The following is a 19,790-nucleotide window of genomic DNA, read 5'->3' on the forward strand; positions in this document are numbered from 1 at the left end:
TAATTTTCAATCATTCTTGATTAATTAACCTACCAGTATATATAATTAATAATGAAGGAAAAAAGGAAGGTGGGTTTTTATGAAAAAGCACCCGTTACATATGTTAGGGAGGCTTGTAGCAGGAAAAAATACGCAATGGATCACTTTATCGGTGTGGGTTCTTATTACATTATTACTTTCATTTACGTTACCACAAGTAAACAGTACGAAAGAACCGAATCCAAAAAATTTACCTGAAACAGCTATGTCACAGCAAGCGGAAGCGCTTATGAAAAAAGAGTTTCCGAATAATGCAGGGAATCCGTTGTTAGTAGTATGGTATAGAGATGGTGGATTACAGTCACAGGATTATAAACTCATACAAGACGTTTATAAAGAGTTAAAAGTTAGTCCTTTAAAAGAACAATCAACGTTACCACCATTTGATACAATCCCAGAGCAAGTATTATCAAAAAGTGCATCAAAAGATGGTACATCGTTTGTTACACCGGTATTCTTTAATAAATCTGCTGGTACGGATATATTAAAAGGAAATCTTGAAGAGTTTAGAGAAATAGTGAATAGTAAGGTGGATGAAGATCCATTTAAACAAAAAATAAGTGAATCTGGTTTACATGTTCGATTATCTGGACCTGTAGGTATTCAAACGGATGCAGTTAGTTTATTTAGTCAAGCAGATGTGAAATTGCTAGTGGCTACAGTACTACTAGTGTTAGTTTTGTTAATTTTACTGTATCGTTCACCAATTTTAGCGATTTTACCTATACTTGTTGTTGGCTTTGCATACGGTATTATTAGTCCTACACTCGGTTTTTTAGCTGATCACGGATGGATTAAAGTAGATGCCCAAGCAATATCAATTATGACAGTATTATTGTTTGGCGCTGGAACGGACTATTGTCTATTTTTAATTTCGAGATATAGAGAGTACTTGTTAGAAGAAGAAAGTAAATATAAAGCATTACAACTTGCGATTAAAGCTTCTGGCGGTGCAATTATAATGAGTGCGTTAACTGTTGTACTTGGTTTGGGAACATTATTACTTGCTCATTATGGTGCCTTTCATCGATTTGCAGTACCATTTAGTGTTGCTGTATTTATAATGGGAATCGCGGCTTTAACGATTTTACCAGCACTATTATTAATTTTCGGTAGGATTGCATTTTTCCCGTTTATACCGAGAACAACTTCAATGAATGAGGAGTTTGCAAGAAAGAAAAAGAGGGCTGTAAAAGTTGAAAAATCAAAAGGCTCCTTTAGTAAAAAACTTGGAGATGTAGTAGTACGAAGACCGTGGACAATAATTATGCTAACTGTGTTTGTATTAGGTGGATTGGCTTCGTTCGTACCACGTATTCAATACACATATGACTTATTAGAATCGTTTCCAAAGGATATGCCTTCTCGTGAAGGGTTTACGTTAATTAGTGATCATTTCTCAGCTGGTGAACTAGCACCAGTAAAAGTTGTTGTTGATACGAAAGGAAAAGAGCTTCCTATTAAACAAGAACTAGAGAAATTTTCTTTCATAAATACAGTGAAAGAGCCAAAAGAGGGAAAAGAAAATAAGCAAATACAAATGTATGAAGTTTCTTTAGCGGAAAATCCATACTCAATTGAAGCGTTAGATCAAATTCCTAAATTGAAAAGTAATGTAGAAAAAGTATTAAAAGATGCTGGGATTAGTAATGCTGAAGAGCAATTGTGGATTGGTGGAGAAACAGCTTCATTATATGATACAAAGCAAATTACTGAACGTGATGAATCAGTAATTATTCCAGTAATGATTAGCATTATCGCTTTATTATTACTTGTCTACTTACGATCGGTTGTTGCGATGATTTATTTAATTGTAACTGTTGTCTTATCATTCTTCTCAGCGTTAGGAGCAGGATGGATATTACTTCATTACGGTATGGGAGCGCCGGCCATTCAAGGTGCGATACCGTTGTACGCATTCGTATTTTTAGTTGCTTTAGGTGAAGATTATAATATCTTTATGGTTTCAGAAATATGGAAAAACAGAAAGACACAAAATCACTTGGATGCAGTAAAAAATGGTGTAATACAAACAGGTAGTGTTATTACATCGGCAGGTTTAATTTTAGCAGGAACTTTTGCAGTGTTAGGTACACTTCCAATTCAAGTATTAGTTCAATTTGGTATTGTAACTGCAATTGGCGTATTACTAGATACGTTTATTGTAAGACCGTTACTTGTACCCGCAATTACAGTTGTGTTAGGCCGATTTGCTTTTTGGCCAGGTAAACTTTCAAGAAAGAGTGAAGAAATACAAAAGGTGGATGCATAGTTAAAAAAGCCAAGGGTATTTTCCTTGGCTTTTTCAATGTAGTTAATTAATTTTTTGAAGTCAAATCATCAGCTGCAGCGTGATCAGCATCTTCAATTGTTGTTTCGGGCATTCCGTATAAGCCGTTCATTGCTTGTTCTTCAATAGTAAGGTTTGCAGTATTATTATTTTGAATAGATGTAGTATTTTCAGTAATATTTTCTTTTTTATTCATATTTTTGTTATTCATGTATGTATCCTCCAAATTTCATTTGATTTATCTATAGTATGTGGATGGATTTCAAGAAATATGTGAATTGATTCTTACATATGTTATATAATTAAATAAATAATTAGGGTGAAATGTAAACTGTTAGGAGTGAACAATTATGGTGAAAGCAAGGGAAATAGCCTTCTAAAATAAAAAGAAAATTTTAGGAGGCTATTAGAATGAAGTTTCATGTAATTGATAGAGAAGATTGGAATAGAGAGCAGTATTTTGAGCATTATTTAAAGTTGAAATGTACATTTAGTATGACTGTTAATGTTGATATCACGATGTTATTAGAGGAATTATATCAAAAGGGAATAAAATTTTATCCCGTTTTTATATATTTAATTTCTAGAGTAGTAAATAATCATAAAAAATTTCGAACATGTTTTAACGATGAAGGAGTTTTAGGCTATTGGGAGGAAATGATACCGAGTTATACAATCTTTCATAAAGATGATAAGTCTTTTTCAAGTATATGGACGGATTATTCAAGTGATTTCCGCACTTTCTATAAGAATTATGAAGACGATATGAGATGCTATGCTAGTGTTCATGGTTTTTTCACGAAAGAAAATATTCCACCTAATGTATTTCCGATTTCTAGTATACCTTGGACTAGTTTTACTGGATTTAATCTTAATATTAATAATGATGAAAATTTTCTATTGCCAATTATAACTTGTGGGAAATATTTTAATGAAGGAAACAAGGTTATGCTACCAGTTTCATTGCAAGTACATCATTCGGTTTGTGATGGATATGATGCGAGTCAATTTATAGAAGATTTACAGCAGTTAAGTAATACTTGCAACGAGTGGCTTAAATAATATTTAATTTTTAATTATATAAAGTGAAACTTTAATCAGTGGGGGTTTTGTTCAGCCCCCACTGATTATTAGCCCGACCCCCACCTAACTTCTTTGCTTTCGCTGAATTTTGAGGTGGGGGTCTTACTGCCCAGCAAATAGCGGGATAAAATTGAAAATGAATAAAAGAAGAGACCATGTTGGTATTACATGGTCTCTTCTTTTATTCATTAATACTAAGTAATTGTGGAAAATATAGGGTGATTTGTAGTTTAATAGTAAAGAGAGTGATTAGTATTAATTTTCTTTGTTTTTAAAATTTTAAGTATATAAATGTTTAACAGGGGGGGATAAAGTGAAATTCGTAAGCATTAAAAAAGATGAAATCTTAATTGGGGATATGGCAAAATTGTATTGTAAAGTATTTGAGAAAATAAATTTCAATGAAATGATCGAGCGAATGAATAGGCATATAGAATATACAGGTTTTAAAGGTATAGTAGCAATAAATGATGAAAATGAAGTAGTTGGCTTTACTTATGGTTATCGCTCAATGGAGGGACAGTACTATAATCAATTAATGAGAGAAGCGTTACATCTAGAGCAAGTAGACGAATGGTTACAAGATTGTTTTGAATTTGTAGAGTTAGCAGTCCACCCACAATATCAAAATGAAGGTCTTGGAACGAAATTACATAATGAATTACTAGAAGGGATTCCAAATAGAACGAGTGTTTTAACAACACAAATAAACAATGAAAAAGCACGTTCGTTATATGAAAGATTAGATTGGATAAATGTATTGGAGCCATTTCATCCAAGTACAAATGATGTTCCATATGTAATAATGGGAAAAGCATTAAAAACAAAAGTGAATTGATAATTATGCCATTCACAAAAATGGTTGGTTTGTAATAATGAAGGGGAAAACGAAAATGACGAGAATATCTATAGAAAAAGCTACAATTTTAGATGCTGAGAAATTAACAGAAATAATGAAAAGAACATTTGATGCAGAAGCAAAACAATGGCTATACGGCCAAGATGATGTCATTGATTATAACATTCAACCGCCAGGGTATTCTTCAGTTGAAATGATGGAATATTCCATTGAAGAATTGGATTCTTTCAAAGTTGTAATGGATAAAGAAATAATTGGAGGGATAATAGTTACGATTTCTGGTAAGTCGTACGGTCGAATTGATCGTATTTTTGTAGCTCCTGTTTATCAAGGAAAAGGAATTGGATCACATGTTATGAAATTAATAGAAAAGGAATATCCAAACATAAAGATTTGGGATCTCGAAACATCTAGTAGACAAATTAATAATCATCACTTTTATAAAAAGATGGGCTACCAAATGATTTTTGAATCGGAAGATGAGTATTGTTACGTGAAAAGAATAAAAACAAGCTCAAACAAAGAGAGTGTAGTTACAAATAAAGATATGAAAAATAGTCAATACGAAAACTGTAATTTAGCAAATACAGGGTATTATCAAGTGAATTTAAAAAACAGTTCATTTGTTGGTAGCAATATAATGAATACGAATATGAGTAATTGCAATGTAAGTCAATCAAAGTTTAGAAATATAAATTTTAGAAGTTCATCATATGCAGATTTAAATCTTTCTGGCAGTAAATTTAATTTGGTGACTTTAGGTGGAGTACAATTCAAAAATACAAGTCTCGGAGATGAGAAGGAACCTATTGTATTCGATAAATGTGACTTGGAAGGTAGCACCATAAGTAACAGTAATCTGAAAAATATTGAAATAGAAAATTGTGATATAGTCGGTATGGAAATAAATGGTATTCAAATTGAAAATTTGCTTAATTTATATAGCAAGGTGAAAAGCTAATCATATAGATATGTTGTTAATCTTTTTGGAAATTAAATATTATATCGGAATAATTATGTAAAAATGACATAAAGAAATACGGACGAGAAGGTCATTCATGAACATTTCTAGAATACACACAAATATATTGTTATTTATATGGAGGAGAGAAAGATGGGGGTTAACGTTAGAGCAGTAGAAATACAAGATGCTAGAGCAATTCATTGTATATGTATACAAGATGACGTTTTACCGTATATGGTTTTCTTACCTAGCATGCGTGTAGAAGCTATGGAAAATAGAATTCGAAATTTAGCACCAAATCAATTTGAATTTGTTGCAGAATATGATGGAGAAGTTGTTGGATTTGTAAGTTTAACACAAAGTCCAGGCCGAAGATCTCATTCAGGCGATTTATTCATTGGGGTAGACAGTGAATATCATAATAAAGGAATTGGGAAAGCACTTCTTATGAAGATGCTTGATCTGGCTGATAATTGGTTAATGTTAGAGAGAGTAGAACTAGGTGTGTTAGAAACGAATCCAAAAGCAAGAGCTTTATATGAAAAATTTGGATTTGTAGAAGAGGGGGTAAAGATAGGGAATTTGAAAGCTCACGGAAAGTTTATTAATGAAATTATGATGAGTCGTTTTAGACCGAATGGTTTAATTGTACATAATTGATAGTTAAAAGCATGACAGTATACTGTCATGCTTTTTCATTAGAATTTGGCTGTAATAAAAATAATGCTAAACCAATAAAAATAACGGCAATTCCTAGTCCTTGTTGTAAAGAAATGGTCTCATGTAATATAAAGTACGCTAGCATACAAGTGCCAATTGTTTCACCTAAAATACTCATTGAAATTACAGTAGCACTCATCCATTTTAATAACCAATTAAAAATGGTTTGTCCTAAAATTGTAGCAATGAAAGCTAATCCAATAAAGCACAACCAAGTTTGTGTAGAGTAATGGATGAAAGATTCTTGTTGCGTGAAAGCAAATATGCCAAGAAAGCCAGCACTACTTCCATAACTAATTACCGAATAGGGTATAAGTGACAAATCTTTACGGACGTGTTGGCTAATGAAAAAATAAGCAGTAATGATACCAGCAGCGATAAATGCTAAAATATCTCCATATAAAGCTTCTCCACTAATTTGGAAATCTTGCCAGCCAATGATGATACTACCTGAAATGGCGATGAGGCAACCAATAACCGCTCCTTTCGTAAATCTCTCCTTAAATAAAAAATAACCACTAATTATTGAGAACAAAGGTTGTAACGTTACGATAACTGTAGAGCTTGCTACAGAAGTATATTGTAATGATTCAAACCATAGTACATAATGTGCAGCTAAAAATAGCCCAGATATGAATCCGAATGTCCATTGTTTTTTCGTTAAAGTTTTTAGCTCATTTCGACTATTTTTATTAAATAGTAATAACGGTAACAGAATCAGTGTGGCAAAGAATAATCGGTAAAAAGCAATGATTGTCGCAGGAGCAGCTGCCAATTTTACAAAAATTGCTGAAGTTGATAAGGCGAATACACCAAAAAATAAGATGAAATATGAAAGAATAGGTGATTTCAAAGTTTGTCCCTCCGATAGATTGTTTATTATAATAAACTTAGTGCGATATAATATACAAAGGTAAGTATATAAGTCCCGGAGATAATAGGAAAGGATTATTTGCCTTTGTTTAGTATGTCAGCACAAAGACAATGAAATATGCATTATGATGGACGAAAGGAAGTTTTACTATGATACATGATAGGCTTGGACAAACGGTATTAAGTTATCGTAAGAAAAATAATATGACAATTCGTGAATTCGCTGAGTATGCAGGGATTAGTACATCACTAATTAGCCAAATTGAAAGAGGACATGCTAATCCTTCTTTAAATGTTTTGGAGTTAATTGCAAAAGCATTAAATGTACCGCTGTTTACACTTTTTATTAACGATATTGATACAGATTCGCTCATTTCCAAGAAAAAAGATCGAAAAAAAGTATATCGGGAAAACAATGATCACATTGTATATGATGTATTAACACCTGATTTTATGAAAGCACGTATTGAAATGCTAATGATGGATTTAAATAAACAAGCAAACACAACAGAAAGCCATTATTCCCATGAAGATAAGGAAGAGATTGCTGTTATTATGAAAGGGGAAGTATACGTAGAATTGGAGGGAAAAGAATATTTTTTAGAAGAAGGCGATGTTGTACGTATTCCACCAAATGTGAAGCATCGATTTTTGAATAAAAGTGATGAATCGAATCACATTTTATTTGTCCTGACACCATCTTTAGGATGAAAATATAGTGATTTTAATTAGGGGAGAAAGAAAATGGAAAACAAAAGTATTTTAAAAGGCGGCCTTTCAATTATTTCTCAATGCAAAAAAGAAACAAATGATATTTGGCATGCGCATTTTGGAGCAGCTGCAATTGCTAGTTATTTTAATCATATAAAGAGAGCTCCAAATTATAAAGATATAACATTAGAAAAATTCCGGTATGTTATTCATTCTTAATGAACTTTAATAATCTGAAAAAAGAAGCTTAATCTAGTTTCTTTTTTTGTTAGTAGTATATTATTTTTTCAAATATGTAAGATTTTACATGCGTATTTTACTTTTACTAATTATGTAAGTAGGCTATACTGAAATACATACATTTTATTTTTGGAGAGATGTAAAACGACATGGAACTAGCGAAATTGGAAAAAGTAATTGAAATAAAAAAAGAAGAACTTTTATATTTAGTATCGGATTATGGAATTCAACATGAAAAAGTATTGGCATTGAGTCAAGAACTAGACAAATTAATCAATTACTTTATGTTTTTAAAATAAAGAGAACTATGACGGGGTTTGTAAATGTTATAGTTCTTTTTTATTAGGTAATTTGAAAATATATTCAAATATATTGTCTAATTTCTTACAGAATGCGCAACTTGCTAGTCGAATATAAGGACTTTTGGTTATAATAAAAAGGAATTATTAATTGTATCGGTTAGGAGCGCAGCACATATGAAAACAGTTGTTGTTATCGGTGGAGGTATAACGGGACTTTCTACTATGTTTTATTTAGAAAAATTAAAAAAGGATTATAATATCGATTTAAATTTAATTCTTATTGAGAAAGAAGAGTATTTAGGTGGTAAAATCCATAGTGTGGAAGAAAAGGATTTCATTATGGAGTCAGGAGCGGATTCAATCGTTGCTCGTAATGAATATGTTATGCCACTTGTAAAAGATTTAAATTTAGAAGATGAAATGGTATATAATGAAACGGGTATTTCTTACATATATTCTGAAAACATGTTACATCCGATTCCTTCTGATACTATATTTGGGATACCTATGAGCGCCCGGTCGTTGTTTAGCAGTACGCTAGTCTCAACGAAAGGGAAAATCGTAGCTTTAAAAGATTTCATAACGAAAAATAAAGAGTTTACGAAAGACACATCACTTGCTCTATTTTTAGAAAGTTTCTTAGGGAAAGAGTTAGTGGAAAGACAAATTGCTCCTGTGCTTTCAGGCGTATATTCTGGTAAATTGAATGAGCTTACAATGGCATCTACATTACCATATTTACTGGATTATAAAAATAAGTATGGAAGTATTATTAAAGGTTTTGAAGAGAATAAAAAACAATTTCAATCAGCAGGAAATAAAAAATTCGTATCATTTAAAGGTGGACTATCTACGATAATTAATCGCTTAGAAGAAGTGCTGACTGAAACTGTCGTAAAAAAAGGTGCTATAACGACGGCTGTAAGTAAACAAGAAGATCGATATGAGATTTCTTTTGTAAATCATGAAACAATACAAGCTGATTATGTTGTTTTAGCAGCTCCACATGATATAGCACAAACTTTATTACAGTCTAATGAGTTAAATGAGCAGTTTAATACATTTAAAAACTCATCTCTTATAAGTATTTACTTAGGATTTGACATACTAGATGAACAACTACCAGCTGACGGCACAGGGTTTATTGTAACGGAAAACAGTGATTTACATTGTGATGCTTGCACATGGACAAGTCGAAAGTGGAAACATACATCGGGTAAACAAAAATTATTAGTAAGAATGTTTTATAAGAGCACCAATCCGGTATATGAAACAATCAAAAATTATAGTGAAGAAGAATTAGTACGAGTTGCTTTATATGATATTGAAAAAAGTCTCGGAATTAAAGGTGAACCAGAAGTAGTCAAAGTTACAAATTGGAAAGATTTAATGCCGAAATATCATTTAGAACATAATCAAGCGGTTCAAACATTGCAAGAAAAAATGACGAATCTTTATCCAAATGTATATTTAGCTGGTGCCTCATATTACGGTGTCGGAATTGGTGCGTGTATTGGAAATGGAAAGAATATAGCCAATGAAATAATGGCTACATTAAATAAATAATACTGTAGAATAAATAAAAACTGTCCCTTCAGCAAAATGGAGGAACAGTTTTTATTTATTTTATTTGAATCGAAATTGTATTGTTTTTTACATTGTTTTCTTTTATTGTTAATGTTATTTCTCCAGACTCTTTAAATGAATACGGTGATAGTTGATAAATATCTTTTATATCATGTTTTTCTTGTAATTTATTTACCGGTATTGATACGATATTTGGCTTCCATGTTTCTTGTTTTCCTGAAGGATATTCTATAAGTATTACCGGATTTTTTAACTGTATTGTTTTCCAAGAGACGAAATATAGTTGTACTTCTGTATCTTTTTTTAATAATTCTTCGGAGAAATAACCGAATTCGCCTACATTACCGAAAACAGTATAATTTTGATTTTTTAATTTAATATCTAAATAACTAGGTTGATATGTTACTGCATGATAAGTTCCATATGAAAGTGAGAGTATGGCAGCGATTAAAATACCGATTGAAAATGTCCTAAAGCTATTGCCTTTAAAGCTAGTCATCATGAATGAGTTTGGTGTGAATTTTTTTGCGAATAAAAAAATAAGTAATATGAGTAAGAGGGATAAGCCGATGAATATATACATAGGAAATTTACACCTCCACAATAAAAAAATACATTAACTATATTTTACCATAAATGTATGGGGTAGGGTGGTTGTTTAGAAGGAGAAAATGAAGAAACAATTTCTTTACAGTTCTTGATAATTTAAAATTAGATTTATGGAAATTATAGCGTCATGTTTGATTGGCAATCAGAAGGTATCCAATTCGTGTATATAGAATAAAGAGGGAATGCGCCATTAGAAATGTTTGATTTATGGAACAATAAGGACTTTACTAATTATACATATTTTTTCTGATATAATGAACGAGTAGAGAGAAAGGAGTGATCCTATGGCATTTCCTATATTAGAAACAGAACGCTTACGTTTAGTTGAAATAGAACAATCTTATTGTCAAAAAATATATGAAATCTTTTCATTGGATGAAGTGACGTGTTATTACGGTATGAATTCTTTTACGGAGTTTGGACAAGCTTCACGTATGATCGAATCTTTTTCAAAAAATTACTTTGAGAAAAAGGCAATACGATGGGGAATTGTGTTAAAAGAAACGAATGTTTTAATAGGAACAATTGGACTAAACAATTTACAATTATGGAGCAAACGATCTGAGATTGGATATGATCTGCATCCTCATTATTGGGGAAATGGTTATGCTTCAGAAGCAGCTCGAGAAATTATTGATTATGGATTTAAAGATTTAGGTTTGTTTAGAATTGGAGCTATTACATATCCTGAAAATGTTACTTCTTGTAGAATGTTATCTAAAATTGGCTTCCAAAAGGAAGGTCTATTGCGCGGATATATTCATCAAGGAAATAAGCAACACGATGCATTATTGTATTCTATAGTACGAACTGATATTGAGGACATAAATTTATAATAAAAAAACCTCTTAATTAAAAGAGGTTTTTTTTATTATAAATTAACCTAATTTAGGTAATAAACGTTCTCCGCTTTTCATGCTACTTTTACATAAAGGGCATTTAGGCTCTTCTTCAAATGAAAAGTTCTTTCTCATCCATCCTAAACAATCCTCTGATTCACATTCCCAAACAGGGGTTTGTTCTGGTGGTACTTCTGCTACATCGTTCTTTCGATTGCGATACATGTAACCACTCCTTTTATGTAAAAAATTTTAGTTATATATTAAAAAGGTTGTTAACCTTGCTGGTAACAACCTTTTTATTGTTTGAATTATAGCTTTACAACGTTTTTAGCTTGAGGTCCGCGGTTACCTTCTTCAACTTCAAAGCTAACTTCTTGACCTTCGTCAAGAGACTTGAAGCCGTCGCCAGTGATAGCTGAGAAGTGAACGAATACATCGTTACCGTCTGCAACTTCGATGAAACCGAAACCTTTTTCGCTGTTAAACCATTTTACTTTACCTGTTAATGTCATGGTAATGCCTCCTAAAAGTAGAAAAATTACAATATGATCGGCCTTATTTGAATGAAAATAAAATTTCACATATTATCAAAAACCCATAAGGAGTACAAACTGTCCCTGATTGATACTTGATAATATGCAAAGAAAATATAGTGTTAAATTGACCTTAATTACTATCTTACAACAAATGGTGGGAAATAGCAAGTGCTGGTAATACCACTGAGTAATCTGGGTGATAATAGTAAAGGCACAAAGGCACCTCTTTTATTTATATATTATTCCTAATTTGGATTTATGCAAAATCATGTAAGAAAAACTTAGAGTAAATATTAATAATGTATTTTTTGTGGTAAAATATGGATGTTTACTGTTGGTAGTTAAATATTATAAAAGGAGAAAAGAAAGTGAAAAATAATTCATTTTTAATAATTGAAGCAGCAAAAGCAGGGAGAAAAAAGGTCCATCCAGTCTTTGCTGTAATATTAGCCATTATATTTTTGACTTTAGGCGAACTTTTTATGTTATTTATGTTATTTTTACCGAAAGCTGAAACGATATTCATGAAAGGTATTTATGACAATGTTAGAATGGTGTTAACGTTTGGCGGAGCTATATTTATTTTATTTATATGGGTTCGTTTTGTAGAAAAAAGACCTTTTTCATCTATTGGCTTTTGGAAAGAGAAATGGATGAGAAAATATTTAAAAGGTGCGTTAATAGGGTTTGTATTTATTTCAACGCCAGTTATTCTACTATTACTAATGGGGAGTGTGAAATTGCAAGTACAACATATTACCTCAACAGTGATAGTAGGAATAGTAGGATCTCTAGTTGCATTTTTAATACAAGGGGCAACGGAAGAAATTATTGTACGAGGTTGGTTATTCCCGGTTCTTTCTGTTAGAAGTCGTATATGGGTTGGAATAATTGTAACTTCATTTTTATTTGGATTTCTTCATCTACTTAATCCAGGAATTACAATATTATCTATATCGAATATAATATTAGTGGGTGTTTTCGCAGCTTTATATGTATTGAAAGAAGACGGTCTGTGGGGAATATGTGCATGGCACTCAATTTGGAACTGGGCTCAATATAATGTATATGGTTTTGCAGTTAGTGGCACAACTGTATATTCTACTCCAATTTTTAAGTCTATAACAAATGGACCAGAAACATTGCATGGAGGCACGTTCGGAATTGAAGGTAGTATCATTACAACAATCATGCTCACTATTGCTTCAATTGTTTTATGGAGAAAGTTATGGGGAAGAAAAGTGAAACAACGAAATTTTAGTTAATGAAAGAGGGAGAAACTATGGGGATAATAGCATTTGAGGGAGCAAGCGCTGTTGGTAAAAGTACCACGTGCCGTGAATTAGAAAAGAATTATGGTGCTTATATAATACCTGAAGTGAATTCTTTATTTGAAAGGCCAAAAAATGAACATAGAACATGGTATTTTGAAAAACAAGTTGAGCGCTGGAATATAGCTGTTCAGAAGTCAAAGCAATATGAATTAGTAATACTCGATGGCGATATTTATCAGCCACTTAGTTATAATTGGTGTTTTCATTTTGATATATTTAATCAGCCATTATCTTTAATAGAAAATTTTTATAAAGAAAAGATGATAAATAGGGAAATTGGCTTTCCGGATCAATATTTTTATTTATATACGAACGATGAAGAACTTAGAAAGCGGAAAGTATCTGATGAGACGAAAAGAAGAAGAAACTTTGAAAAACATTTACATATATCAAAATCGTTTCAGCGTTATTATGAAAATTTAAATACTGTTACAGATGGGTATTGTAAATTAATTGAGGCAAAAAGTGTAAGAAATAATGAATTAGAAATAGTGAGAAACTCACAAAATTTGAACGTGTGTGAAGAAAGACGTTTTGATGTTTCGAAGTTAGATGCTATTACGAAGTGGTTAAAAGAAAATCGTGCATAAAGTAAAAACAACGAGTGTTGTAGAACGCGCTCGTTGTTTTTTTGTTTCTTTATAAATATAAAGGAAAAATTTGTAGAATATTTTCATTATTTAACAGAATAATCTTTCAATTTTAAAGAAAAAGAAATACAATATGAGGAAGTATATATAAATAATATGATAGGGGATGGGATGCGATATTTTGAATGAAGTAACAGTTTTTATATAAGAAATAATTAGGTAGTCAGAACAGAGAAATTTGGGAGGAAACAAGCGAGATGAAAACATTTTTGAAAATAATAGGTGTTATAGCTGGTATGGCGGTAATTGGAGTAGGTTTAACATATGGTATGCTGCATTATTTAAATAATAGTAAACCAGCTGCGAAAAAGGCATCACCAGCTGCTCCAGCAGTAGAAGTATTAGCTGATAGTAACGTAAAAGCAGAAGATGCAAAGCTTTTAGAAAATGGAAATTATTCATTGCCGAATAGTGGTTTTAATAAAAATTTTAAATGGACAGATGAGAACATACAGACAGCATTACATGAAATGGCACATCAAAAAGCGAAAGCTGATCAAAAGTGGGGCTATATTTTTATTACACAAGAGCGGATTGAAAGCTTAATTGATATTGTAAAGAGTAATGATCTTGTACAGGGAAGTACATATGTAGAAATTTTAGAACGATGGAAACAAGGAAAATATGAAAAGGTTGATGGGGATCATAATAAGATTTGGAAATTACAAAGTGGGAATTTAGGAGAAGGAAAAGGAGTAATGTCGGTAGCTGAGCAAAAAGAATTAATTAATCAAGTGTTTATGAACAAAGGTACATATTCAGGTAGTAAATTAATTGCAGGTGGGGGACAGACTAATAAATAGTATACTAATTAATGAAAGAGAGTAATTGCTTATTAGGCAATTACTCTTTTTCTATGTACGTCTTAATATTTTAGTCTCGTTCAAGTAAGGAAAGGAACGATTGTAATACCGGGGAAATCCATCTAGATTTATGATAGATTACATAACTTTGAATAACTGTTGGAGTTTCGATAGGTTGAAAACATAGTTGTCCTTTTTGGCAACTTTCTTGTACAACGATATAAGGAAGAATTGAAATGCCTAACTCACACATAACGGATTGTTTAATGACTTCAACATTGGAAGTTTCAAATGTTTTAGCTGGAATATTTCCACTTTGACGTAAAAAACGATCTACCATTGGCCTATAGCCGCAGCTTTGTTCTGTAAAAATGAACTGGGTGTCCTGTAATAACTGGAATGGATTTGTATGTGCAGAGGAATAAGCTGGTAAAATCCATCCAAATGTTTCATTACTAAAAGTACGCGTAATAAAATCATTATGTTCTATACTTTCTCCAATTATGAAGACAACGTCTGTTTCTCCTTCACGTAATTTTTGTAATGCTTGTTCATTTGTGTTTGTTTCAAGTACGATATTTACTTTTGGATTTTTCTGTTTGTAAGTACGTAATAATTGTGGTAATCGGTATACCGCTAATGATTCATTAGATGTAATACTTAATGTACCTTCTAAATAATCTGTATTTTGGGGGATTTCTCGCGCTTTTTCATATATTGAAAGTAATTCTAATGCATAAGGATGAAATTGATGACCTGCTTTTGTAAGTAGCACTTTTTTCCCTAACCGATCGAAAAGAGGAATATGTAAATCGTTCTCTAAAGCTTTCATATGTGCTGTAACAGTAGATTGCGCATAACCTAGCGCATGCGCAGCCTTAGAAAAATTACCATACTTCACAATGGCGCAAAATGTTTTAACATGTCTCATTTCCATAAGCGATCCCTCTTTTATTATCATGATTTGTGAATGATTATATCATGTATTTTAATTTTCCAAATGATTAAATTCTGTATAAAATGAAATTGTAGAAATATTCATTCAGGTGATATTGGAGGAGAAAAGATGAAAAAAAAGGGCTATCATGTAGCTGTTGTTGGGGCTACAGGTGCGGTAGGGCAAAAAATTATTGAACTGTTAGAGAATGAAATGAAGTTTAATATAGTTGAAGTTACATTGCTTTCGTCAAAACGATCCGCTGGTAAGAAAGTAAGATTCAAAGGACGAGAGATAATTATAAAAGAGGCAAAAACAACTAGCTTTGAAGGTGTAGATATTGCCTTTTTTAGCGCTGGGGGAGAAGTATCTAGACAATTTGTAACTCATGCAGTTTCTAGTGGTGCGATTGTAATTGATAACACAAGTGAGTACCGAATGGCACAAGGTGTACCGCTCGTTGTTCCGGAAGTGAATGCGCATACTTTAAAGCAGCATAAAGGTATCATTGCAGTTCCAAATTGTTCAGCATTACAGATGGTAACAGCACTTCAGCCGATTCGAAAATCATTCGGTTTAGAAAGAATCATCGTTTCAACATATCAAGCCGTATCGGGTTCTGGCATTCATGCGATTCATGAATTACAAGAGCAGGCTAAGTCTATGCTTGCTGGTGAAGAAGTGAAAAGTAATATATTACCGGCGAAAAAAGATAAAAAACATTACCCAATAGCGTTTAATGTACTGCCTCAAGTAGATATATTTACAGACAATGATTTTACTTTTGAAGAAGTAAAAATGATTCAAGAAACGAAGAAAATATTAGAAGATGAAAACCTGAAAATGGCAGCTACTTGTGTACGTGTTCCAGTTGTATCAGGGCATTCAGAATCGGTTTATATAGAACTGGAAAAAGAAGCAACCGTTACGGAAATTAAGGAAGTATTAATGGATGCACCAGGTGTTATTTTGCAGGATAACCCTAGTAAACAGCTGTATCCAATGCCATTATATGCAGAAGGGAAAATAGATACATTTGTCGGAAGAATACGTAAAGATCCTGATATGCCAAACGGATTCCACCTCTGGATTGTTTCCGATAACCTATTAAAAGGTGCGGCTTGGAATTCAGTTCAAATCGCAGAGACTTTAGTGGAAAAGGGGATACTTTAATATAGTTAAAAAAAACTGGAGAATCGTTAATGATTCCCCAGTTTGTATTTCATAATTGTTTTCTTTATTTCGGCCAACTTTAATTTAAATTAGTTGTTATTGAATTTTTATAAATATCTACTTTATGTGCAGAGAAGCGTAAGGTTTTGGATTCTACATGAATTGTAAGGTTAATAATAATCGATAACGGCATTTCGACCGTTTTCACAATATCTTCTATAGCAATATACTCATTTTCTGCTTCGTTATAATAAACAACAGAACGAATTACGGCCTCGTCACCTTCGATATCAATTTCACACATCATAGGGAATTTTTCACCATTATGTAAGAATAATTCGCCTAGTACAATTGAACCGTTTAATTCTTCTGTAAGATTAGTAGTTGCTGCTGGTTTTACCCATGTTTCGTCATGTTCTTCATTTTCCTCTTCATCTATTGCCCATTCCCATATGGGGTTTTGTTTTAGGTCTTCAATAGTTAATTCATCAATTGGTTTGCAATTATTCATACATAAATTCTCTTTTTGTTTTGATAAATAAGTTTCTTAGTTTCATGAATTAGATGATTGCTTATAAGTGGGTTTAACAAAGTATTTTGCTCATTTGATATCCAAACTACTTTATTTTGAAATAAAGCTATTACAGCAATATTAACAAAACTTTAATTGTCTAGTAAATAATTATTAGTGGAGATATTAAAATGGGATGGTGTTAAAGAAAGATAGTAAAAAACATCAAGGATGAATGAAATCCATTTGGTATGATATGGATATATCCAATGTGAGGGGGAATTTGATGTATCAAGTAAAGGGGTATTTTTCATCATTAAAAGGAAGTTATTATGAGACTGGAAAGCAACAAGGGGAATTCGTGAAACAAAATCCGTATCTCATCCCGCAATTTATACACGAAGAAAATATAATATCTAATAACCATTGGACAGAATCGAGAAATATACTAAACAAACATTGTCCAGGCATAAATGAAGAAATTGAAGGGTTTTGTGAAGTGTTAAAAATTCCTTCGAAAAATATGATGTATTACTATCAAACACTATTGAAAGCAGGTTGTAGTCATTGTGCAGTATTACCTAAAAAGACAGATTTAACTCACACTTATGTATTAAGAAATTATGATTTGTCACCAGTAATAGATGATATGCGTTTTTGCTCGACGCATGTTGAAGGTGCGTATGCGCATAGTGGCTTTTCTACTCAATATTTTGGTCGAACAGAAGGGGTTAACGAACATGGATTATCTGTTACATTTTCAGCATGTGGTCAACCAGTAGGAAACATTGCAGGTTTAAGAAAGCCAATGGTAAATGGTTTACAGTGTTTTGCGGTAATTCGATTGTTGTTGGAGAAATGTAAAAATGTGCAGGAAGCTAAATCACTAATAGAAGAAATACCAATTGCTAGTAATATTAATTTAATAGTAGCTGATCCTTTAAACGCAGCACATATTGAAATATTTGACGGTCATAAATCCACAACAACGATTGATGGTGACAACCAAGCTTTTATTGTATCAACAAACCATGCAGTTAGTTCATCAATTCAGAAATTAAATAATAGGAAATTAGAACAATCTACAAAGAGATATCATGTTTTACATGAGCATTTAAATGGATATGAACAAGTGAGCATAGAGTCTTTAAAAAAGTTAGTAGAAGAAGAATATCCTGATGGACTGACTGTACATAACTATGAAGAATGGTTTGGAACTTTACATTCTGTATTATTCGATTTACATGATCGTACAATGAAGATTTGTTTCGGATCACCACTTTTAAACGACTGGTACTCATTGAAAGTTGGAGGAAGTATGCCGTTTTCTGAGGTGAACGTGAACTTTAAAAATAAAACTTATACTGACTTTTGGAGGGAAGATAAGAATGAATTGATGCCTAAAAGATAAATGAGATAAGATGATAATGAAGAGAGTGCATTTACACTGGAGGGATTACCAATGCTAAAAGTTATGTTACCATTTATTCTTATCTTTTTTCTTGTCATTGCGATGTATATTGCTTATCAAAAGAGAAAAAAAACCGGGATAAAAGGATTGAAAAGTGCGTTAACTTCTATTTGCTTCTTTTCACTCGCAATTTTAAATATGTTTGCATATTGGTTTCACTTTGGCGGTGCTTTTACTTGGTTATTTTCAATTGTATTATTGCTAGTTGGTGCATATTTTACTAAATATATTCCAATATCTAAAAAGGTACATTAAAATCTATAAGAGTTTAATATAATGTTTACTTTGTTTTGAAAAGAGATTATTCTACTAGATCGTTGTGAAACGGTTTCATAGGATAATCTCTTTTTTTTAGTTTTGGAAAGAACTTACTGTGCTTTTTAGTTGTTCAATAAATTCTTGAGTTGCAGCACACATATATTTATCTTTTCTATAAATTAACCCTATTTCAATTGTTGGAGTAGGGTTTTCTATTTTAATAGCTTGAATGTTATTATTTTGTAAAAAGTCTATATATGGTTTGGGTAACACTGTAATTCCCATTCCTTTGGAAACCATTTGGATTAAAGATTCCATCGTGCTAATTTCTAAAATTGGTCTTGGTTTAAAGTTGAATTTTTGACAATAAGATGTAATTAGTTCGGTTAAAAAGAAATTTTTAGGTAAAAGAATTAAAGGATAGTTCTGTAATTCAGCAATAGATACATGATTACGTTCAGCTAATCGATGACCAGTGGGCACGACTAATGTAAGATCGCTTTTGTATAGAGGTATAGAGATAATCTCTTTATCTTGCACCGGGAGAAATGTAATTCCAATATGTAGTTCGTTTTGTAATAATTTTTCACGAATATCTCCTGTACGAAGCCCTAATACAGAAAGCTCTATATTGGGATATAAATTATTGAAATTTAAAATAGTTAGTGGTAGTAAATAATTTACGACGGTTAACAAAGCCCCTATTGTTAAGGAACCTTGCTGTAATCCGTTTAGGTCTTGAATAGCTGAACGAGCTTGTTCGACTTCATGAAAAATGGTTTTACTATGTGATAATAAAATCTTCCCTGCTTCAGTTAAAGATATTTTTTTACCAATTCGATCGAAAAGTGGCATTCCTAGTTCATGCTCTAATGCACGTATTTGTTGACTTAGAGAAGGCTGTGAAATATTTAATTTCTCAGCTGCTTTTGTGAAATGTAATTCTTTTGAAACAGCTAAAAAGTATTCAAGTTGTCGTAATTCGATTGGAATCACCT

At 31.9% G+C, this 19,790-nt stretch carries 24 protein-coding genes; 16 read left to right on the forward strand and 8 right to left on the reverse strand.

The genetic code is table 11. The features are described from left to right. Positions 1 to 79 precede the first annotated feature (79 nt). The gene (locus tag ACTFRH_RS08090) at positions 80 to 2,311 is read left to right on the forward strand and encodes an MMPL family transporter (RefSeq protein ID WP_000716582.1); all 2,232 of its coding nucleotides are present in this window, start codon (positions 80 to 82) and stop codon (positions 2,309 to 2,311) included. A gap of 46 nt (positions 2,312 to 2,357) precedes the next feature. On the opposite strand, the gene ACTFRH_RS08095 is transcribed toward ACTFRH_RS08090, so the two are convergent. Beyond that, positions 2,358 to 2,540, reverse strand: coding sequence for a DUF4021 domain-containing protein (locus ACTFRH_RS08095; RefSeq protein WP_001060656.1), 183 nt, complete (start codon positions 2,538 to 2,540; stop codon positions 2,358 to 2,360). A 200-nt stretch (positions 2,541 to 2,740) separates the two neighbouring features. Here ACTFRH_RS08095 and catA point away from each other — a divergent pair, with 200 nt between their 5' ends. From catA to ACTFRH_RS08115, 4 genes are all read left to right on the forward strand, one after another. Continuing rightward, entirely contained in the window at positions 2,741 to 3,391 is a 651-nt protein-coding gene (gene catA / locus ACTFRH_RS08100; protein ID WP_000668527.1) for a type A chloramphenicol O-acetyltransferase, read from the forward strand. A gap of 334 nt (positions 3,392 to 3,725) precedes the next feature. Continuing rightward, positions 3,726 to 4,250, forward strand: a complete 525-nt coding sequence (locus tag ACTFRH_RS08105) for a GNAT family N-acetyltransferase (protein ID WP_000673978.1) — start codon at positions 3,726 to 3,728, stop codon at positions 4,248 to 4,250. Positions 4,251 to 4,287: 37 nt separating this feature from the next. Continuing rightward, complete coding sequence (locus ACTFRH_RS08110) at positions 4,288 to 5,232, forward strand: GNAT family N-acetyltransferase (RefSeq protein WP_003301200.1); 945 nt, start codon at positions 4,288 to 4,290, stop codon at positions 5,230 to 5,232. 153 nt (positions 5,233 to 5,385) lie between these two features. Next, positions 5,386 to 5,895 carry a GNAT family N-acetyltransferase gene (locus ACTFRH_RS08115; RefSeq protein ID WP_000538743.1) on the forward strand — a complete coding sequence of 170 codons (510 nt, stop codon included), beginning with the start codon at positions 5,386 to 5,388 and terminating at the stop codon, positions 5,893 to 5,895. 25 nt (positions 5,896 to 5,920) lie between these two features. On the opposite strand, the gene ACTFRH_RS08120 is transcribed toward ACTFRH_RS08115, so the two are convergent. Continuing rightward, entirely contained in the window at positions 5,921 to 6,808 is an 888-nt protein-coding gene (locus ACTFRH_RS08120; protein ID WP_000841804.1) for a DMT family transporter, read from the reverse strand. 170 nt (positions 6,809 to 6,978) lie between these two features. Here ACTFRH_RS08120 and ACTFRH_RS08125 point away from each other — a divergent pair, with 170 nt between their 5' ends. The 4 genes from ACTFRH_RS08125 (at position 6,979) to ACTFRH_RS08140 (ending at position 9,647) form a co-directional block, all read left to right on the forward strand. Beyond that, positions 6,979 to 7,539 carry a helix-turn-helix domain-containing protein gene (locus ACTFRH_RS08125; protein ID WP_000581041.1) on the forward strand — a complete coding sequence of 187 codons (561 nt, stop codon included), beginning with the start codon at positions 6,979 to 6,981 and terminating at the stop codon, positions 7,537 to 7,539. Between the two features lie 33 nt (positions 7,540 to 7,572). After that, on the forward strand, positions 7,573 to 7,758 hold the full coding sequence (locus ACTFRH_RS08130) for a hypothetical protein (protein WP_000428904.1): 186 nt from the start codon (positions 7,573 to 7,575) through the stop codon (positions 7,756 to 7,758). A gap of 170 nt (positions 7,759 to 7,928) precedes the next feature. After that, positions 7,929 to 8,078: an aspartyl-phosphate phosphatase Spo0E family protein gene (locus ACTFRH_RS08135; protein ID WP_000417698.1), complete on the forward strand. Its 150-nt coding sequence runs from the start codon at positions 7,929 to 7,931 to the stop codon at positions 8,076 to 8,078. A 177-nt stretch (positions 8,079 to 8,255) separates the two neighbouring features. Next, the gene (locus ACTFRH_RS08140; protein ID WP_000860363.1) at positions 8,256 to 9,647 is read left to right on the forward strand and encodes a protoporphyrinogen oxidase; all 1,392 of its coding nucleotides are present in this window, start codon (positions 8,256 to 8,258) and stop codon (positions 9,645 to 9,647) included. Positions 9,648 to 9,702: 55 nt separating this feature from the next. Here the strand turns inward: ACTFRH_RS08140 and ACTFRH_RS08145 are convergent, their stop codons facing one another. Then, positions 9,703 to 10,251, reverse strand: a complete 549-nt coding sequence (locus ACTFRH_RS08145) for a hypothetical protein (protein WP_000275250.1) — start codon at positions 10,249 to 10,251, stop codon at positions 9,703 to 9,705. Between the two features lie 310 nt (positions 10,252 to 10,561). Between ACTFRH_RS08145 and ACTFRH_RS08150 the strand changes: the two genes are divergently transcribed. Beyond that, positions 10,562 to 11,113: a GNAT family N-acetyltransferase gene (locus ACTFRH_RS08150; RefSeq protein ID WP_000885386.1), complete on the forward strand. Its 552-nt coding sequence runs from the start codon at positions 10,562 to 10,564 to the stop codon at positions 11,111 to 11,113. A gap of 42 nt (positions 11,114 to 11,155) precedes the next feature. Here the strand turns inward: ACTFRH_RS08150 and ACTFRH_RS08155 are convergent, their stop codons facing one another. Both ACTFRH_RS08155 and cspD read right to left on the reverse strand, forming a co-directional pair. After that, the gene (locus ACTFRH_RS08155; RefSeq protein WP_000286203.1) at positions 11,156 to 11,341 is read right to left on the reverse strand and encodes a cold-shock protein; all 186 of its coding nucleotides are present in this window, start codon (positions 11,339 to 11,341) and stop codon (positions 11,156 to 11,158) included. Positions 11,342 to 11,427: 86 nt separating this feature from the next. Continuing rightward, complete coding sequence (gene cspD, locus ACTFRH_RS08160; RefSeq protein ID WP_000176366.1) at positions 11,428 to 11,631, reverse strand: cold-shock protein CspD; 204 nt, start codon at positions 11,629 to 11,631, stop codon at positions 11,428 to 11,430. A gap of 392 nt (positions 11,632 to 12,023) precedes the next feature. On the opposite strand from cspD, the gene ACTFRH_RS08165 reads away from it, so the two are divergent. The 3 genes from ACTFRH_RS08165 (at position 12,024) to ACTFRH_RS08175 (ending at position 14,442) form a co-directional block, all read left to right on the forward strand. Beyond that, positions 12,024 to 12,920 carry a CPBP family intramembrane glutamic endopeptidase gene (locus ACTFRH_RS08165; protein ID WP_000794831.1) on the forward strand — a complete coding sequence of 299 codons (897 nt, stop codon included), beginning with the start codon at positions 12,024 to 12,026 and terminating at the stop codon, positions 12,918 to 12,920. After that, positions 12,920 to 13,579, forward strand: coding sequence for an AAA family ATPase (locus ACTFRH_RS08170; protein ID WP_002005064.1), 660 nt, complete (start codon positions 12,920 to 12,922; stop codon positions 13,577 to 13,579). The genes ACTFRH_RS08165 and ACTFRH_RS08170 overlap by 1 nt, the downstream gene beginning before the upstream one ends. A 257-nt stretch (positions 13,580 to 13,836) precedes the next feature. After that, positions 13,837 to 14,442: a PRK06770 family protein gene (locus ACTFRH_RS08175; RefSeq protein ID WP_000846985.1), complete on the forward strand. Its 606-nt coding sequence runs from the start codon at positions 13,837 to 13,839 to the stop codon at positions 14,440 to 14,442. A gap of 70 nt (positions 14,443 to 14,512) precedes the next feature. Here ACTFRH_RS08175 and ACTFRH_RS08180 read toward each other — a convergent pair whose 3' ends face one another. Further along, entirely contained in the window at positions 14,513 to 15,379 is an 867-nt protein-coding gene (locus ACTFRH_RS08180) for a LysR family transcriptional regulator (RefSeq protein ID WP_000425906.1), read from the reverse strand. Positions 15,380 to 15,508: 129 nt separating this feature from the next. Between ACTFRH_RS08180 and ACTFRH_RS08185 the strand changes: the two genes are divergently transcribed. Next, positions 15,509 to 16,552 carry an aspartate-semialdehyde dehydrogenase gene (locus tag ACTFRH_RS08185; RefSeq protein ID WP_000726549.1) on the forward strand — a complete coding sequence of 348 codons (1,044 nt, stop codon included), beginning with the start codon at positions 15,509 to 15,511 and terminating at the stop codon, positions 16,550 to 16,552. A gap of 79 nt (positions 16,553 to 16,631) precedes the next feature. Here ACTFRH_RS08185 and ACTFRH_RS08190 read toward each other — a convergent pair whose 3' ends face one another. Beyond that, on the reverse strand, positions 16,632 to 17,063 hold the full coding sequence (locus tag ACTFRH_RS08190; protein ID WP_001057956.1) for a hypothetical protein: 432 nt from the start codon (positions 17,061 to 17,063) through the stop codon (positions 16,632 to 16,634). A 286-nt stretch (positions 17,064 to 17,349) separates the two neighbouring features. Here ACTFRH_RS08190 and ACTFRH_RS08195 point away from each other — a divergent pair, with 286 nt between their 5' ends. Together ACTFRH_RS08195 and ACTFRH_RS08200 are read left to right on the forward strand one after the other, a co-directional pair. Then, positions 17,350 to 18,474: a C45 family autoproteolytic acyltransferase/hydolase gene (locus ACTFRH_RS08195; RefSeq protein WP_000285238.1), complete on the forward strand. Its 1,125-nt coding sequence runs from the start codon at positions 17,350 to 17,352 to the stop codon at positions 18,472 to 18,474. 51 nt (positions 18,475 to 18,525) lie between these two features. Further along, a complete protein-coding gene (locus ACTFRH_RS08200; RefSeq protein WP_000921852.1) occupies positions 18,526 to 18,789 on the forward strand; it encodes a hypothetical protein in 264 nt (87 codons plus the stop codon). A 96-nt stretch (positions 18,790 to 18,885) separates the two neighbouring features. Here ACTFRH_RS08200 and ACTFRH_RS08205 read toward each other — a convergent pair whose 3' ends face one another. Then, positions 18,886 to 19,788: a LysR family transcriptional regulator gene (locus ACTFRH_RS08205; RefSeq protein WP_000612228.1), complete on the reverse strand. Its 903-nt coding sequence runs from the start codon at positions 19,786 to 19,788 to the stop codon at positions 18,886 to 18,888. Positions 19,789 to 19,790 lie beyond the last annotated feature (2 nt).

This window comes from Bacillus cereus group sp. MYBK216-1, assembly GCF_051916495.1.
Taxonomy (GTDB): Bacteria; Bacillota; Bacilli; order Bacillales; family Bacillaceae_G; genus Bacillus_A; species Bacillus_A thuringiensis_K.